The 17456-nt window shown below is 55.9% G+C and carries 17 protein-coding genes; 1 reads left to right on the top strand and 16 read right to left on the bottom strand.

All coding sequences use genetic code 11. The annotated features are described in order from the left end of the window. Nucleotides 1-205 precede the first annotated feature (205 nt). The 4 genes from IRT44_RS05890 to IRT44_RS05875 all read right to left on the bottom strand — a co-directional run bounded on the left by IRT44_RS05890 (nucleotide 206) and on the right by IRT44_RS05875 (nucleotide 3453). Nucleotides 206-628: a Fur family transcriptional regulator gene (locus IRT44_RS05890; protein ID WP_171567228.1), complete on the bottom strand. Its 423-nt coding sequence runs from the start codon at nucleotides 626-628 to the stop codon at nucleotides 206-208. Nucleotides 629-658: 30 nt separating this feature from the next. Beyond that, a complete protein-coding gene (locus IRT44_RS05885; protein ID WP_171567227.1) occupies nucleotides 659-1498 on the bottom strand; it encodes a metal ABC transporter permease in 840 nt (279 codons plus the stop codon). 31 nt (nucleotides 1499-1529) lie between these two features. After that, a complete protein-coding gene (locus tag IRT44_RS05880) occupies nucleotides 1530-2300 on the bottom strand; it encodes a metal ABC transporter ATP-binding protein (protein ID WP_171567226.1) in 771 nt (256 codons plus the stop codon). Nucleotides 2301-2439: 139 nt separating this feature from the next. After that, complete coding sequence (locus IRT44_RS05875) at nucleotides 2440-3453, bottom strand: metal ABC transporter substrate-binding protein (RefSeq protein WP_212132607.1); 1014 nt, start codon at nucleotides 3451-3453, stop codon at nucleotides 2440-2442. Between the two features lie 169 nt (nucleotides 3454-3622). On the opposite strand from IRT44_RS05875, the gene IRT44_RS05870 reads away from it, so the two are divergent. Beyond that, a complete protein-coding gene (locus IRT44_RS05870; protein WP_230077614.1) occupies nucleotides 3623-4114 on the top strand; it encodes a PCYCGC domain-containing protein in 492 nt (163 codons plus the stop codon). A gap of 121 nt (nucleotides 4115-4235) precedes the next feature. Here the strand turns inward: IRT44_RS05870 and nadA are convergent, their stop codons facing one another. From nadA to spoIIE, 12 genes are all read right to left on the bottom strand, one after another. Continuing rightward, the gene (gene nadA, locus IRT44_RS05865) at nucleotides 4236-5180 is read right to left on the bottom strand and encodes a quinolinate synthase NadA (protein ID WP_171567223.1); all 945 of its coding nucleotides are present in this window, start codon (nucleotides 5178-5180) and stop codon (nucleotides 4236-4238) included. A 94-nt stretch (nucleotides 5181-5274) separates the two neighbouring features. Beyond that, nucleotides 5275-6144: an HAD family hydrolase gene (locus tag IRT44_RS05860; protein WP_171567222.1), complete on the bottom strand. Its 870-nt coding sequence runs from the start codon at nucleotides 6142-6144 to the stop codon at nucleotides 5275-5277. Nucleotides 6145-6371: 227 nt separating this feature from the next. Next, complete coding sequence (locus tag IRT44_RS05855; RefSeq protein WP_029098003.1) at nucleotides 6372-6785, bottom strand: hypothetical protein; 414 nt, start codon at nucleotides 6783-6785, stop codon at nucleotides 6372-6374. A 201-nt stretch (nucleotides 6786-6986) separates the two neighbouring features. Beyond that, nucleotides 6987-7715, bottom strand: a complete 729-nt coding sequence (locus tag IRT44_RS05850; protein WP_044898674.1) for a hypothetical protein — start codon at nucleotides 7713-7715, stop codon at nucleotides 6987-6989. Nucleotides 7716-7878: 163 nt separating this feature from the next. Further along, nucleotides 7879-9804 (bottom strand): ATP-dependent zinc metalloprotease FtsH, encoded by a 1926-nt coding sequence (ftsH, locus tag IRT44_RS05845; protein ID WP_171567221.1) that lies wholly within the window; start codon nucleotides 9802-9804, stop codon nucleotides 7879-7881. A 69-nt stretch (nucleotides 9805-9873) separates the two neighbouring features. Further along, complete coding sequence (gene hpt, locus IRT44_RS05840) at nucleotides 9874-10413, bottom strand: hypoxanthine phosphoribosyltransferase (protein ID WP_171567220.1); 540 nt, start codon at nucleotides 10411-10413, stop codon at nucleotides 9874-9876. Beyond that, nucleotides 10410-11837 carry a tRNA lysidine(34) synthetase TilS gene (gene tilS / locus IRT44_RS05835; RefSeq protein ID WP_171567257.1) on the bottom strand — a complete coding sequence of 476 codons (1428 nt, stop codon included), beginning with the start codon at nucleotides 11835-11837 and terminating at the stop codon, nucleotides 10410-10412. The genes hpt and tilS overlap by 4 nt, the downstream gene beginning before the upstream one ends. Further along, nucleotides 11809-12276: a threonine/serine exporter family protein gene (locus IRT44_RS05830; protein ID WP_216369542.1), complete on the bottom strand. Its 468-nt coding sequence runs from the start codon at nucleotides 12274-12276 to the stop codon at nucleotides 11809-11811. The genes tilS and IRT44_RS05830 overlap by 29 nt, the downstream gene beginning before the upstream one ends. 6 nt (nucleotides 12277-12282) lie before the next feature. Further along, on the bottom strand, nucleotides 12283-13032 hold the full coding sequence (locus IRT44_RS05825) for a threonine/serine exporter family protein (RefSeq protein WP_171567219.1): 750 nt from the start codon (nucleotides 13030-13032) through the stop codon (nucleotides 12283-12285). Between the two features lie 16 nt (nucleotides 13033-13048). Beyond that, the gene (locus IRT44_RS05820; RefSeq protein WP_171567218.1) at nucleotides 13049-13972 is read right to left on the bottom strand and encodes a serine/threonine protein kinase; all 924 of its coding nucleotides are present in this window, start codon (nucleotides 13970-13972) and stop codon (nucleotides 13049-13051) included. Continuing rightward, nucleotides 13962-14717, bottom strand: coding sequence for a vWA domain-containing protein (locus IRT44_RS05815; RefSeq protein ID WP_171567217.1), 756 nt, complete (start codon nucleotides 14715-14717; stop codon nucleotides 13962-13964). The genes IRT44_RS05820 and IRT44_RS05815 overlap by 11 nt, the downstream gene beginning before the upstream one ends. 72 nt (nucleotides 14718-14789) lie before the next feature. Next, nucleotides 14790-17264, bottom strand: a complete 2475-nt coding sequence (gene spoIIE / locus IRT44_RS05810; protein WP_230077613.1) for a stage II sporulation protein E — start codon at nucleotides 17262-17264, stop codon at nucleotides 14790-14792. Between the last annotated feature and the right edge of the window lie 192 nt (nucleotides 17265-17456).

The following is a 17456-nucleotide window of genomic DNA, read 5'->3' as shown; positions in this document are numbered from 1 at the left end:
ATAAACAAGCAGATGGCCGATCGCCGCTCGTTACAGCCAGCGGAAAACATTTGTCACTACCCGGCTCCCCCAAAAACGGGAGCGGCAAAAAAGAAAACATGCCGCCCATTTTCAGGCAGCATGTTTCGCTCATGCGTTCGCTTGCGTCCAATCCATTACGTCCCATTTACAGAGAGCGCGCCTTTTTTCCTGTACAGACGGCCGCTCACTGTGCCGGCCGGCACTCCTTGCACGTACCGTATACCTCAAATTTGTGGCCGGTCACCTGGAATTCCTCCGGGATCGATTGCAGCACGCTCATCGGACAGCCGGGCAGTGCCGACGTCTTGCCGCATACCGTGCAAATCACGTGATGATGGTGGTGGCCGTCAACCGAGCAGGCCAGCCGGTACTTTCCTTCCCCGTCCAGCTCCGTCTCTTCCAGGATGCCCAGTTTCACAAATGTGGAGATGTTGCGATAGACTGTGTCAAAGCTGAGGGAGGGGTAGTGGTCCCTGATTCGCTCCATGATTTCCTTGGCCGACAGGTACCGTTTCTCTTCCGCGCAGATGCGGATCATCTCTTCCCGTTTGCCGGTGTATTTGTATCCGTTTTCTTTCAATATCTGCAGCGCTTCTTCTACCGTCATCGCCAACGCTCCTTCCCGCTTACTATGGTCTTACCGCAGAGCGGCCCTCAGCCGTTTCACTCCCAATACCGCAACCAAGATGAGAACAGCCATCAATACAATGGTACCACCTGAAGCCCAGTCCAGCAGATAAGCAAGGTAGAGGCCGACCAGCACGGACATCTCCGCGAAGACGATCGCGTACAGGATCGTCTGGCGGAAGCTGCCGGCAATCTGCAGGCTGGCCGCCACCGGTATGGTGATCAGCGCCGAGATCAAGAGCACGCCGACAATCCGCATCGACGCCGCGATCGTCAGCGCGACCAGCACCATGAACCAGAGGTTGATCGACCGGCGAGCCACCCCGGAGACGCGGGCAAATTCCTCGTCGAACGAGACGGCAAACAGCTCCTTGTACAGCAAAAACACGGTGACCAGCACCACCGCCGCCACGCCAATCAGCGCATACAAGTCGTCCTTGGTCACGGCGACGATCTTCCCGAACAAGTACGAGTACAGGTCGGCGTTAAATCCTTTGGCGATGCTGATCAATACCGTAAACAGCCCCAGCCCGCCGGAGATGATGATCGGTATCGCCAAATCCTGATACGATTTGTATACCTTTCTCAACCGCTCGATAAACAGCGATCCTGCCACCGAAAACAACATGCCGAAAAACAGCGGATTGACCGCTTGAAACAGCGCCACCTTTTTGGACAGCAGCATCCCCGCCGCGACGCCGGAAAGCGTCACGTGGGACAGTCCGTCCGCCATCATCGACAGGCGGCGCACAATCAAAAACGTCCCCAATATGGGACAAATCAGTCCGATCAGCACCCCGGACAGCAGGGTGTAACGCAAAAAGTCATACTGCCACCAGTCAGCCAGCATGGTCATGCTCCTTCTTTCCGTTCCCCGATTGTCAATGATGATGAGCGAGCAGCTTCACCGTATCGCCGTACATCTGCTGCAAGATGCGCTCGTGACTGTGGGCAAACTCGTCCGCCGTCCCGTGGAAGTGCAGCCGCCGCTGCAGGCAGGCCACCTTGTTCACCCACTGGGTCATCACGCCCACATCGTGGCTGACGATCATCATCGTCATGCCGTTCTCTTCCTTGAGCGAGCGCAGCAGCTCGTAAAACTGCTCGATCGATTCCTGATCCACGCCCACCGTTGGTTCGTCGAGGATCAGCAGTTCCGGCTCCGCCACCAGCGCCCGGGCGATAAACACCCGCTGGAGCTGACCGCCAGACAGGCTGCCGATCCGCTGATCCAGCTTTTCCGCCAAGCCGACGCGTTCCACCACGTCCCGCACCTTCTCGTGATGGTGCGGCTTCAGGCGGCGGAACAGCCCGACCTTGCCCACCAGGCCGGAGGAGACCACTTCCCGCACGGTAGCCGGAAAACCGCCCGCGCCGTGGGCAGCCTGCTGGGCGACGTAACCGATCTTGGTCCAGTCGCGGAACCGGGAGAGCGGCTGACCGAACAGCTCCACCTTCCCTTTGGTCGCCGGCAGCAGACCGAGGATCAGCTTCATCAATGTCGATTTGCCCGACCCGTTGGGACCGACGATGCCGACAAAATCCCCCCGCTCCAGCGTAAAGGTGACGTCGTCCAGCACCACTTTATCTTCGTATTGAAAGCTGACCGAAGTGAGCTGTACCACGGCCTCTTTGTGATGCGTCCGTTCCATAAGACAATCCCTTCTCAAATCGGATTTATTCAGATTTGCTCCCTTCATCCTACTACGATTAGCCAAAATCCTCAAGTATACACATATCCTTCGCATTCACCGGCACGGGCAAGCACACTCGGAGGACAATCTCGTCTTCTTACTGCAGCGCTGTGCGCAGCATGTTCAGATTGTCGCGCATGATGGAGAGATAATCCTTGCCGGACTGAGCTTCTTGTTCCGTCAGTCCTTCCAAGGGGTTGAGCGTGCCCGTTTTCACGCCTGCCTCTTTGGCGATGACCTCCGCCACTTTCGGAGAGACCAGCGTTTCAAACAGAACGTAGGAGATGTTGTGCTCCTTGATGTGCTCCACCAGTTCCTTCATGTCGGAAGGGGACGGTTCATCCGCCGGGTTAAGTCCGGAGATGGCCACCTGTTTCAAACCATAACGGTTCGCCAGGTAAGCAAATGCGCTGTGAGAGACCATAAATTCTTTTTTCGGCGCCTTTGCCACCATCTCCTGAAACTCCTGGTCAAGCTGGTCCAAGTCGCTGGCCAGCTGCTTGAAGTTCGCTTCGTAATCGGCCGCGTGCGCCTGGTCTTTTTGCGCCAGCGCCGCCTTGATCTTTTCGGCCTGCTCCTTCAGCATGGTCGGGTCGAGCCATACGTGCGGGTCAAACTGCCCGTGCTCGTGCTCGTGGGCCTTTGTCGAGCCTCCTTCCTCATGCTCCTCGTGTCCGTGTTCCGCGCTCCCTTCCTGATGTTCGTCACCGTGCTGGTGACCCTCCGCGGCCTTGAGCAGTTCCAATCCTTCCGTGGCGTTGATCACAACCGTTTTATTTTTGTCGAGACCCTCGACCGCCTTGTCCACCCACGCCTCAAAGCCATTGCCGTTGTAGATGAACAGATCGGCTCCCGACAGGCCGACCATGTCCTGTGCCGTCGGTTCAAAATCGTGGGGTTCAACGCCGGTCGGCACGATGTTGGTTACCTCGGCGTGATCGCCGGCGATCCGCTTGGCCGCGAACTCCAGCGGATAGATGGAGGTGTATACTTTCAGTTTTGACGCGCCCGCATCTGTCTGGGGCCCGTTTTGGGAGGCGTCCTGCGCTCCGCAGCCGGCAAGCGCTGCCGCCGTGATGACACTCAGTATAGTTAACAGGCTCTTTTTCATCCTTACTCGTCCTCTCCAAATTCATAATCATTACGATTTACAAGATGTCGTTCTTAATTATACAGACAGATGACCGGGATGTAAATAGGATTTATTCCGATTTACCTGCTGGCTTTCACACTTTCTGCACAAGGATATGATATGATTGTCGCAAGGAGGTATGTCCCGCATGAAACGGAAACCGTTGCTCGCCATCAGTCTCCTGGCGGCGGCCCTGATTGCCGGCTGCGACGGGCAGGATAATGCCCAGGGCGACCACTCCGGTCACCAACAGCACGCCCCCAATGGAGACCTGCAGGAATTGACCGCCTCGGCGGACCAACTGCCCAGCTTTTTGAACGATCTGGACCCCCAGATCGCAGCGGCCTATAAAATCGCCGCCGCCAACCGCGACCTGTTGAAATCCATTCCATGCTACTGCGGCTGCGGGGAAAGCGCCGGCCATCAGCACAACGGCAACTGCTTTATCAAGGAAGAACGGGAAGACGGCTCCATCGTCTGGGACGATCACGGCACACGCTGCGGCGTCTGCATGGAAATCGCCATCGTCTCGTCCAAACTGAAGCAGGAGGGCAAATCGGTCAAGGAAATCCGCCAGTTTATCGACGACACCTACAAGGAAGGCTACGCCGAACCGACGCCTACCCCGATGCCATCGTAATTATGCGGGCCCTGTCTTGCCGGGGACGCGCCCGCTGCATGTGCCCCCACAAGCAAAAACCTGCACCCTCGCGCATCGTGCACACGGGTGCAGGTTTTTTCCTGTTTGCTCGCCTGTGTCGTTACGCCGGCGCCACTTCCAGCATGCGCTCCAACGAAGCGCGAGCACGGTTGGCGATATCCTCCGGCACGTAAATTTCCGGCTTCATGTTTTCCAAGGCTTCCACGCATTTTTTCAGGTTGTTTACCTTCATGTTCGGGCAGACCAGGTACTTCGACGCAAAGATAAAGGTTTTGTCCGGACTGTCCTTCTCCAGCATGTAGCGCGTGCCGTCTTCGGTCCCGATGATGAACTCCTTGTGGGAGGACTCGCGGCAGAACTTCAAAATTCCCGTCGTGGAACCGACGTAGTCTGCCAGGGCGACCACTTCCGGACGGCACTCCGGATGGACGACGACCAGCGCGTTGGGATGCTGCCGTTTCAACGTCATGATGTCTTCGACGGAAAGCTGGTCGTGGGTGTTGCAGTACCCTTCCCAGATGATCATTTTCTTGTCGGTAAACTGGGAGACGTAGTGGCCCAGGTTTTTGTCCGGCACCCAGATGATCTCGTCACTGTCGATGGACTCGATCACGCGTTTGGCGTTGGAAGACGTACAGCAGATGTATGTTTCCGCTTTCACGTCTGCCGAAGTATTAATGTACGCCACGACTTTGGCGTTGGGGTGCTGAGCTTTGAGGCGGCGCAGGCCTTCCACGTTGACCATGTCCGCCATCGGACAGCCGGCCCGCTCGTCGGGAATGATCACCTTCTTGTTGGGATTGAGAATTTTTGCACTTTCTCCCATGAAGTGAACGCCGCAGAACAGTATCACGTCCGCATCGGTCTCTTTCGCCTTTTGGGCCAAACCAAACGAATCGCCAATATAGTCAGCCACTTCCTGAATCTCCGGCCGTTGGTAGTAGTGAGCCAAGATAATGGCATTGCGTTCTTTTTTCAACTGCATCAGCCGTTCGCGTAACTCAGCATTTCGCTGCGCTTTCTTCTCTAACGCCAAGGCTTCCATGGAATATCCCCCTACATGGTGTCGTAACTTAGGGCCATTGTAATCCCAATGCTCCCCCTTGTCAATGTATTGTCCTTGGGGGAACTGCTGGTTTTTACCCGCGCCCGAGCACACGTTCCCGGATAAACCGGGCGACCCCGTCTTCATTGTGGTGCGGGGCAATAAACCGGGCGATTTTTTTGATCGCCGGGTCCGCATTCTCCATCGCCACGGAGTAGCCGGCATGGGTCAGCGCTTCGCGGTCGTTGTCCGCGTCGCCAAACGCCATGACCTGTTCCGGGGTAAAGCCCCACTTGCGGATAAAATAAAGAAGTCCCTCCCACTTGGACGCGTGTTTGGGAATCACCTCGATGTTGTACGGACCCGAGGTAGTGATCGCCGCTGACTCGCCCCACTGTTCCAGGCGCTGACGCACCGGTTCCAGCTGCTCCGGTACAGGGTGCCAGATAAACAGCTTGACGATCTCCGCTTCGCCTGTCGATACCAGCCGCATCATCTCCTCCAGCGGTGCGACGCGGGCCCACTCGTAAAACGCATGGCGGCGCAGCTCCAGGCCTTCCACCGAAGCATCCTCCCCGATCAGCGTTTCGATGCGCTCCCGGTCTTCCTGCACCATCCAGCGGTTGCCGGCCGTGTCGTGCAGTTCGTAATACAGCAGTTCCTGCCGAAGTGTATCCACCACTTCCCGCACCATGTCCGCCGGCAAAAAGGTGCGCTGCACCAGCCGTCCGTCCGCTTCGTACACGGCCGCCCCGTTGCTGCAGACGTAGCCGTCAAAGGGAAAGCCGTCAATCGGAAGTCGGGCCGACGGGTACGTTCTGCCCGTCGACAGCACCAGCTTGCAGCCGCTGGCCTGGAGCAGACGGCACGCCTCCCGAGTCGCCTCCGTCATCCGTGCGTCCTCGTTCAACAACGTACCGTCCATGTCAAAAGCCGCCAAGCGCAGTTGGGAAAACAACGCCATCTCCTCCTTTGCTAATAGAAAAGCGCAGGCTGCCGCTCCTGCACTTTTTCATTCCGTTCGTGTTCCGTTGATCCACCTTCACTGTACCCGATTCTGTCCCGAGTTTCAATAGGAGGTACGCATAAATCCCGATCACACCAGATGACAAGCGACGTAGTGCTCCCCGCCCACGTGCCGGTAAGCCGGGGGCTGTTCCCGAATGGTCCATCCAGATAATCTCGTTATACTCACCCATTTCTTTTTGTCAATTGTACATTTCTTTCAAATACAAGAGCAAACAGTAATGTTTCTGATACGGGAATGAGTGGATACAAAAAGGCAGAAACAGGGTGTATCTCATACATGTACCAAAGGGTAAACATGATCGCCAGCAATGAGTAGTAAATAAAGCTGTTCACGCTTATTTTTTGGGTCAACCACCGCTTGAACCATACACTCAAACCATTTTTGATTAGAGTAGCAATTGAAAACAAACCCCACAAGTAGAAAAAAGCAAAAAAGGGCATTTGTTTGGAAACCTTCTCGAAACTGTCCAAACCAGGGTCATAGTAATTGATAATTAACTCAAGGGCAGCCATGTAAGCACCCATGATAAGGTTAATACCCAACAATAACACCCATATCTGCTTGTTTTTCATCATTTTCAGATTCCCCCTCTATATATAGTACCATAAGAAAGCGACAAATAACAAAATTTATTAAGAATTCATTTTTATGGAATTTCAAGTAGATACGTATCATGCATTACCCATTTCTTATCGAGTTTCTCAAGCGAGATTTCATCAGGAAAAAAGACCAACTCCCATAGGAATTGGTCCAATATAATATATTCACTTACAGATTTAATAATCCTTTTTCACCCTGACGATGTTAAACAGATAACGATCTTCTCCGTAAAAGCAATAGTTTTTCTTCCGATTACCGTCATCGTATACCTGAATGGAAGTAGAACCTGATCCATCCAATACGATGGCATTCTTAGGATCCAAACCAATAAACTCAATAGACTGTTTCGCATGAGGAACAGTGACAGGGTCCGTGAATGCGATCAGATATGCATTTGTATCGTCCCAAGCGAAAATCGTTCGATAGGTAGGTAACTGGTATGCCAAAGGAGACCAATCCGATTCCGCAAAGCTGGTTCCCCCAATTACATTGGTAATATTGTCATAACGAGCTTTGACGTCATCCAAGTTTCGAGCATACATGTAGTCAGCCTTGATGGTTCCTTTCTTTTCATAAAGAACGGCTGTTTTTCTGGATTTCTGATTCTTGGCTGTACCGTTATACTCGTAGATCTCCGGAAGCGTCCGTCCTTTATAGGTTACCTTATCTCCTTCGTCAAACTCGTTATACGCAATGGAACGACCTTCTGTCGGTGGTTCGTCATAGCTGTCTGCTGCAAAGAACCCACCATTGATTCCCGTGTAATCAGTTTTGGACAGCGGGCGCAAAATGGTTTCGGTACGAATGTTATCAAGTTTGGTTTTGATAATGATCATCTCAGGGCCAAGTGAATGATTGTTTAGCGGACGGCCAAATTTTTTCATATAATCAAAATATTTAGCCATAAGACATTTCCCCTTTCTGTTCTCTGAGCGACTTTGACCGGTCATAATGTCGCCTTCACCTATCTAGGCAAAAAACCCAAGGCAAAAACAACCAAGAGAACATATTTTCTTTATACAGAAAAGGGAAATGTATGGAAAAGGAAAGGAGCGCTCTCGGCGCTCCTTATGCCTTCGGTTCTTCGTTTGTCTCTTCGTCCTTTTTGGGCTGGATATTGACTACGACATCGCTGTTGTCCGCTGCCGTGTCGTCTTCTTCCAGTTTGCCCGTTTCGATCAGCCGCTTGATCTGCTCCGCATCCAGCGTTTCGACGCGCAGGAGCGTGGTCGCCACCAGCTCGAGCTGGTCGCGGTGCTTGATGAGCAGCTCTTTGCATCGCTCGTAGCACTCGTTGATGATGCGCTGCATCTCCTGGTCGATCTCGTAGGCGATCTGGTCGGAGTAGTTGCGCTCGTGGCCGATGTCGCGGCCGAGAAACACCTGTCCCTGGTTGCGGCCGAACTGCATCGGGCCCAGACGGCTCATGCCGTACTCGGTGATCATGCTGCGAGCAATTGCTGTCGCGCGCTGGAAGTCATTGTGCGCACCGGTACTGATGTCGCCCAGCACCAGCTCTTCTGCAACCCGTCCGCCCAGCAGACCGGTGATCTTGTCAAGCAGATCGGACTTGGTGGCAAAAAAGCGGTCTTCTTTTGGCAGCATGACGGTGTAACCGCCTGCCTGACCGCGCGGAATGATGGTCACCTTGTGCACCATTTCCGCATTTTTCAAATGATAGCCGACGATGGTGTGACCCGCTTCGTGATATGCCACGAGACGGCGTTCTTCCTCGCTGATGACGCGGGATTTCTTGGCCGGTCCGGCGATGACGCGGTCGATCGCCTCGTCTACCTCTTCCATGCTGATCTGCTTCTTGTTTTTCCGGGCGGTCAGGAGTGCCGCTTCGTTCAGCAGGTTCTCCAGATCGGCGCCGGTAAAGCCCGAGGTCCCGCGGGCGATGACGTCCAGCTTCACATCGTCGCCGAGCGGCTTGTTGCGGGCGTGGACTTTCAGCACCGCTTCCCGTCCTTTGATGTCCGGGCGGTCTACGGTAATTTGTCGGTCAAAACGTCCCGGACGCAGCAGGGCCGGGTCCAGAATGTCCGGACGGTTGGTGGCAGCGATGATGATAATGCCTTCGTTGCCGGCGAACCCGTCCATTTCCACGAGCAATTGGTTCAGCGTCTGCTCGCGTTCATCATGGCCGCCGCCCAACCCCGCACCGCGCTGGCGGCCGACGGCGTCAATCTCGTCGATAAAAATAATACATGGCGCGTTTTTCTTTGCGTTTTCAAACAGGTCGCGCACGCGGGATGCACCCACGCCGACAAACATCTCCACGAAGTCAGAACCGGAAATGCTGAAAAACGGCACACCTGCCTCGCCTGCTACGGCTCGCGCCAGCAGGGTTTTACCCGTACCCGGAGGGCCGACCAGCAGCACGCCTTTGGGGATGCGGGCACCGACTGCGTTGAATTTGCGCGGGTCCTTGAGGAAATCGACGACTTCCTCCAACTCCGCCTTCTCTTCGTCTGCCCCTGCCACATCGTCAAATGTAACGCGTTTCTTCTCTTCGTTGTACAGCTTCGCGCGGCTTTTGCCGAAGTTCATCACCCGGCTGCCGCCGCCCTGGGCCTGATTCAAGAGGAAGAAGAACAGGATGAAGATGATGACAAAAGGAATGATCGAGGTCAGGAACGTCAGCCAGATGCTGTTCCCTTCCTGCGGGCCAAATTCGACCCGTTTCACTTTTTGTGCATCAATCTTTTCGTTCAGCAGCGCGATCATATCCGAATCGTACAACGGCACGTACGTGATAAACTTTTCGTTTTCCTGTCCCTGAGATTTCAGCAACGTACCTTCCACGCGATAGGTGCTGCCCTCGGGACGAAGGGAAAGCTCACTAATGTTGTTAGCTTGCAGTTGTACCCGGAATTCCTGATATGTAAGTTTCGCAACCTTATCAGAACCGGAGAGGATAAAATTCACGATCCCGACCGTGACAAGAAATATTAGTAGGTAGAACCCGGTGTTACGAAAAAAGCGATTCATTCCTTACCTCCTCTCACGAACAGACACTTTTCACATTTTACCATAGGAAGCAGGGTCTTCACAACAAAGCTACTTGGTGTACACTTCCGGTTTCAACACGCCGATGTACGGCAAGTTGCGGTACCGCTCGGCATAATCCAGCCCGTAGCCGACCACGAATTCGTCCGGAATGGTAAAGCCGCTGTAGTCCGGCGAAATGTCCACTTTGCGCCGTTCCGGCTTGTTCAGAAGCGTCACCACTTTGACCGAAGCTGCCTCCCGGTGGCGAAGCAGTTCCACCAGACGGCTCAAGGTGAGACCGCTGTCCATGATGTCCTCAACGACCAACACGTGCCGGTTCTGTACGGAGGTGTCCAGGTCCTTCAAGATTTTGACCATGCCGCTCGACTCCGTGCCGCTGCCGTAGCTGGAGACGGCCATAAAGTCCATTTCGCAGGGGATGTTCATCTGCCGGATCAGGTCAGCCATGAACAAAACGGCCCCTTTCAGCACGCAAATGACCAGCGGGTTTTTGTCCCGGTATTCCTCGCTGAGAATGTCACCCAGCTCTTTTACTTTTGCAGCGATTTCTTCCTGTGTCAGCAAGATCTTCTTGATGTCGTCATTCATAATAAAACCTCCCGCCAATCTTCTCCAAACTCAACTTCCATGTACAAAACCCGCCTGGTCTGATCATCGACAGGCGCTGTGGCGGAACGGCGGACGCCGGGCACCCAGATCAACTCCTCTCCCGACACCACAAGCGGCAGTTTGTCCCGCCACGCCAGCGGCACCTTGGCGTCGATCAGGAGCTCTTTCAGCTTTTTGGCATGTTCTGCACCAAACGGGGTGAACCGGTCACCCGGGGTTCGGCTGCGTACGAACAGCGGTCCGGGAAGCCGATCCGCATCAAAAACGACCGCATTGTCCGGCAGTTGTGCCCAATCGACCGGGCTTTCACGAATAACCGTATGTATCCTGGTTCCGCTCTCCGCGATCAAAGTCGTCCCTGGGACAACAAGCGGGTATCGAAAACCGTGTATCTGGCGATGACGTCCATCACGCCGGAAACAAACCTGCCCGTACATTCGCTGTACGGTCACCTGTTCGGGCAAATGCAGCTCGGCTGATGGACGGTTACCCTCTATCATGTGCAAAACGGCCTCCACATGCTGCGAAGACCATTCGGTTTGCCTTGAGAGATAACTTAATATTAGAGTAATCATTCTCCTTTGTAAAGCAACGTCACAAGTTTGAAATTTGTCAATATCAACCGTTACAGCGTCCGGTTTCCTCCGGGTTACCACCTGTTCCAGGCGCCGTTCGCTTTCCCGCTGCAGATACGCCTCATCCTGCCGCACCGCATCCGAAAGCGACAGGATGTGTTCGCGGTAGCGTTCGTTCACCTGCTCCAACAGCGGCATGACGTCCAGCCTGAGCAGATTGCGCTTGTACTTTCGCGAGCGGTTGCTGCTGTCCTCACGCGGCGCAAGGCCGTTCTCGCGGCAGTAGCGCTCCAGATCGGACCGGCTGGTCGACAGCAGCGGGCGCACCAGCTCGATTTTGCCCTCCTCCAGCCAGCGGCGCTGCGGCATGCCAGTCAGGCCGTGCAGCCTCGTTCCGCGCAGCAACCGAAACAGGATCGTCTCCACCTGATCGTCGGCATGGTGCCCCAGCGCCACTTTGCCCGCGCCGTGACGTTGAGCCACTTGCCTGTACAGCTCGTAGCGAATCGCCCGGCTGGCTTCCTGTGCCCCCATCCCCGTTTCTTCCATATAAGCGGGGACATTCCGTTCAAACAGGTGAAACGCGACCCCGAGCCGCCGACAGAGAGCCTCCGCGCAGCGGGCGTCCTCACTCGCTTCTTCTCCGCGAAAGCCGTGGTTGAGGTGCACCGCGTGCAGTGTCCAGCCATAGGGATAGTGTTGATTTAGCGACCACAAGATATGCAGAAGCGCCGTCGAGTCGTTTCCGCCGGACAGGCCGACCACGATGGTGTCGCCCGACGTCAACAGCCCCTCCCGCTCAATGTGGCTGCGCACGTTTTCCAGCACGTTTTTTCGCATGGCGGACTCCTTTCCAGATGGTCACGAGCGACACGCCAAAAATCAGCCCGAAGGCAATCGCACCGGCCACCATCGCCGTCTGCGTAGCCAGCGATATTCCCTCCATGTTCTGACCGTTGACGAAGGCAAGCATCGCCTTGTAGGCCAGCGAACCGGGCACCAGGGGAATAATGCCGGCTACGCTAAAGTTGGTCGACGGGACGCGCAGAAAGATGGAAAGCAGTTGGCTCAACAGCGAGACAGCCGTCGCCGCGGCAAACGTGGAGAGCATCACTTCCGCCCCCCACAGCGGCAGCAGGGAAAAGACCAGCCATCCCGTCATGCCGGCCAAACCACAGGCCAGCAGTGTACGGACGGGCACGTTAAACAGCATTCCCCACGCGATCGAAGAACACAAACTCAATCCCAAACCTTTCAACAGAATCATCGCACCTCACCTCGTGAACCACAGGGTAACCGCTGTCGCCGCTGCCACGGACAGTGCCGTGAGCAGCGCTTCCGCTCCTCTGGACACGCCGGCCACCAGATCGCCGGCCATCAGGTCCCGCAGCGAGTTGGTAATGGCAATACCTGGAAACAGCGGCAGCATCGCCCCGATGATGAGGACGCTGATGCGCAGTTCGGGAAACAGCGTAACGATAAGCAGTGCCAGCATTCCGCCCAACAGCGCGGAGACAAACTCAAAGAAAAATTTCACCCGGAATAACTGTTCAAAAAAATCGGAGCTTAATCTGACCGTTACGGCCGCCAACGCAGCCGGCAGCAGTTCGTACCAATATCCGCCGGAAAGCATGGCAAAAGAGCCGCTGGCCATGCCAGCCGCCACAAGCTGCAACCACTTCGGATAAATGGTTGTTTTCTGATCGATTTCACAAAGCATCCGATACGCCTGCTGCAAGGTGATTTGCCCGGAGACAAAGCGGCGGGACACGTCGTTGGCAAGCGTGACCTTGTTCAGATCAATGGTTCGGTGGGGGGTGCGAATCATACGCGTATGGTCCTCCCCATTGATGCGAAACGAAAGAATAATGCTGGTCGGCGTCGCCGAGCTGTTGACCGAATCCATACCGGCCGCCCGCGCGATCAACGTCATTGTTTCCTCTGAGCGGTACGTCTCGCCGCCGTTCTTCAACATGATTTCGCCTGCCAACAGGCACGTATCCATAACCAAGTCTGGGGACACCGACAAGTCACACCCTTCACATCATCCATGCGTAATACAGAGTCCCCGCAAGCAGCAGCAAGGAGGCGACAAACAGCCCTCCCACCAGCTTACCCGCAGAGTCGGACGCCTGTTTGCCCCGATGGCCGATCGTACGCTCGCGCACGATGGCGAGCATCTCCGACCGCATCTCCCCTGCAGATGCGTACTTGCCGTGAAGCGCTTTTACAAGGGAAACCCGATACGGGTACAGGCTGTCACTGTTCCGTATTATATCACAGAGCAGACTGGTTTGACGCGGTTCCTGGCGCCTGCTTTTCCACATTTCCGGATCTGCCGACAGACGCACGGCCATGACCGCCAGGGAAAACAGGTCGTACGCGATGTCGGCCCGCCGGTCACCCGCCTGCCATGCGGCGCGGTCGTACTCCTCCGTGAACTGGCGGACTGCGTTCCCCATTTTGGTGACGCCTCCGAAATCAATGAGCCGAACCTGCTTGTCCGCATGGGTGACCATCACGTTTTCCGGTTTCAGGTCGCCGAACACCCAGCCGTGTCGGTGCAGTATCTCCAACCGGGCCAGCAGTTGGATCATCAGGATAGGCACCCAATCGGTCCCCATCCGTTTGACATAGCGATCCAACTGCTCCCCCTCCAGGTATTCCATAGCGTAAAAGGTAAAGGTCTTGCCGTTGATGACCAGATCATCCACGTCGCTGACCAGCGGCGCCACGCGAGCATCCCGCCCCTGCTGCACGCTTTTCAGCACGTTCACTTCCATTAAAAGGTCCATGCCCTCCGCCCCGACTTTGACGGCCCGCCGCACGCCTCCCTGGGCGGCCAGATACACGGCGCCATTCGCCCCGCGTCCCAGCTCCCGCAGGACGCGGTACGACTTTTGGTTCCATTTGCCGCAAAACTGCAGGGGCAGGTCGGGTATCGTCGGTTTGTTAGAAGACATGGTCGCGCAGACTGCCGTCGTCTTCTTCCTGTTCGTTACGGAAGCGTTCGGACAGCGAAGCCGGGAGCTGTACGTGCTCAAAGAGCGCAATCGCTTCTACGATCGCCGGTCCGGTAGGCGTGATTCCGCTCATGGTCAGCCCGGACGTCAGCTGATGCGCCTGTTCTACCTGATCTGTCCACGGAATGCGCACATCCAGATGCTTTTGTTTCCCAGGAAATGAACAAACGGCCATGCGGCTCTGCCCGCTGCGTGAGCGCAAGCTGATGCTGAAATCGTGGATCGCCTGCTGAACAGCGCTGAGCTTCGATTTCATGCTGCCGGACGTATCGACAAGCATGACCACGTCCAGACGGCTCCGTTCCCCCAGCTCGTCCACCATGCCTGCTACCTGGACCCGCTTTTCCGGAGACAGCACGTCGATGGCGGAATCGCCTAAAATCTCCTTCAATTCCTTGTTGACGACATGGTGGATCGTTCGAGTCATGGCTTTTCGCGTCAGCATCTGCACCGTTTGCGCCAACTGCTGCGGGTAAACGATGTCGTACAGACCTCCGCCCGCATTTGCGATCTCGCGGATTTCCTTTTCCCCCTGCTCGCCCATATCGCCCTTTTCAATCACGCCGATGACGTTTACCGTTATGCCTTGTTCCCTGGCCAGTGTCGCTGCTGCCACCGGGCTTATGCCGGCATTGGAGCAGCCGTCTGTAACGACCAGAATTTGCCGCAGTGTAGCTTCTTTCACAAAAATCTCCCCATTCTGCCTATATTTGTATTTCGCTACCAGTATCGACAGAGGGGAAGGGAATCATACCTTTCAGCTCACGACCCGCGGCCGTTCCAGCTTGGGCATCCCGTGCACCTGGATGGCCGACCACTGCGGCACAAAACGGTCGAGGCGAGCCACCAGCACGGTCATATCGTCGACAATGCTGCCGGAGTGCTGCCGGATCACCCGCTCCAAAAGCAGGTCGGCCACTTCCTGCGGGTCGTCCGTCTGCAGTTCGGAAATCATCCGCTTCATCCAGACCTGCCTGTTTTCGATGTGTCGGGGCGCCTCGTAAATGCCGTCGGACATCATGATTAGCAGGTCGCCTGGCTTCAATGTCCGCGTAACCACATCCACCTCGATATCCTCCAATATGCCGGCGGGCAGGTTGCTGGCGGTTACAGTGATGACGTCATCCCCCCGTTTGATGAAGCTGGGGGTAGAGCCGATTTTGACAAACCTGACATGGGCGGTCTGCAGGTCGATCAGCGCGAGATCGACCGTGGCAAACATCTCGTCGGTGGAGCGCAGCGCCAGTACGGAATTGACGGTCTTGATCGACAGTTTTTCGTCGATACCCGACCGGAGCAGCTGCTGCAGCATGTCCAACGCCGACTGGCTCTCCAGATACGCCCGCTCGCCGTTACCCATACCGTCGCTGATCGCCAAGGCCATCTTGCCGTTGCCCAGATCCATCGTGCGGAAACTGTCGCCGGACAACAGCTTGCCGTCCTTGGCGGCGCCGGCCACTCCGATGTCGACGTCGAACGCTTTGGCGGAAGCAAGGCACATCCGGCACGCCCCATCCTTTTGCGGCTCGCAGTGCCGCTCCCTCACCACGATGTTCTCGCCCAGGATTTCGGTCAGCATCGGAGCGACGATTTTGGCACACTCGTCCCGTCCGTAACAGGTCGGCTGGCTGATCTCGATGTCTACCTTGCCTTCCTCCAGGTTATGGATCTCCACACGACGCACAGACAGCCCCAGTCCTTCCAGGGCCTGCGACACCTGCTTTTCCTGCAGGGTCAGCTCCATGCCCTCCCGCTGAATCTCGCGGGCAAAATCGCTCATCACCCGGGAGACACCTGACAGTTGGTCGGCCACCAGCTTGCGGCTTTCCCGCACCTGCCGCTTCAACTGCTCAAATGACTGCTCCCGTTCGAATTCCTGCTCCATTACGGTAAACACCTTGTCCACCTTGACACATTTGCGCTCCCAGTCGCGCGGCGGAGTAACGCCGGCCAGCGTGCCGGTTTCGTACAGTTTTTCCGCCAGCCAGCGCATCCCTTGATACGTGGCCTGCGTATCCTTTTCCCAACACTGTTCTTTTTTCCAGCACTTCTGGCAGGTAAACGAGGTCACCCGGCTCAGGAAGACGTCTGCCTGTTCTTCCCGCTCCTCGGCGTCGGACGTCTGGGCAAAGCTTTTGGAAAGCTGCGTGAACAGCTCGGCGAACTGCTGGATTTTCCCCGCCGTCACATCCCGCACGCGCCGCATGTACTCCTGGTGGGATTGCAGGTTTTCCGGCGTGCCGGGGATGAATCGGGCGACTTTTTTCCACAAAGCCGCCGGCGTCAGGACGAACAGGAGGATGGCCAGTCCCGATTCGGTCAACGACAGGTACAGGGTGTCCTCCGCCCCGCCGTAGATCGCCAGAATCGCCGTGCCGATCAAAAGCCCGGCGGAGACCCCTGCCTTGCCCGCCTCCTTGAGCAGTCCGGCCAGCAATCCGGAAAAAGCGAGCAGATTGATTTGCAGCAGCGCGCTGACGTTGGCCAGACTGAGGATAAGACCGGTGACGACCCCCACCGCTGCCCCGATCGTCCCGCCGCCGGTAAAGGCAAATAGCAGCAGCAGGTAACGGGAGAGCACGTGTTCCATGGAGACGCCTTCGACAACCCAGTCCACCGTCCCCGTCATCAGCGACGCCAGCAGGATGACGAGCGACACCACTTCTTCATTTTTCAGCGGTTCGTACGGTTTCGCCAAATGGACGATCGACAGCGACTGGATGAAGATCAGCGTCAGCACAAAGCTGAGCACGCCCTCCACCGCCACCATTACCAGTTTGTACGTAGTTACCTGATTGGTAATGACAGCAAACAGCAGATGGCTGACGAACACCGTCACGAACACCAAAAGAGGCGTCCGGGAAAAATCCTTCCGCCGGAACCGCTCGCTCCATTTGCATACGAACAGACCAAGTGCGACACTGATGGTCGCCTGCAGGCCCAGCGGAATCGCCTGCGAAAACGCCCCGAGGATCAGCGCCGCAGCCGAAATGATTACGCAATCCCGACGCAGGTAGTACATCACCATGAGATACGGCACAACAAACGGCGACAGCTCCTCCAGGATCAGGGCTCGTCCGAGCAAAAAGCCCATCAACATCGGAAGGACATGCCATTTTTGTGCGGTATCTGCGACCTTTTGCCCCCAGCTGCCTGTCGCCGCTTCCCATTGTTGTGAGACACGGCGCGCCCATACATGGCCCGTGTCGGATATGTTTTTGTTTGCGATCATCGTTACACCACCCCGTTCTGGCATCAATGTGGTTACCATTATACGGAGGAGGTTTTGTAAATTTTGTCAAAATACCTTGAAGCATTCTCAGAATCGTGCGACAAATTCATTGACGCAAAGGGACAAAAAAAACCGACGTTTTGGCGGTCAACGTCGGCTGACAGGTGATTCGCGCTTAGCGAAACGGGCTTA

Source organism: Brevibacillus sedimenti, assembly GCF_020923495.1.
GTDB classification, from domain to species: domain Bacteria; phylum Bacillota; class Bacilli; order Brevibacillales; family Brevibacillaceae; genus Brevibacillus; species Brevibacillus aydinogluensis.
This window is presented reverse-complemented; position numbering and strand designations above follow the sequence as displayed.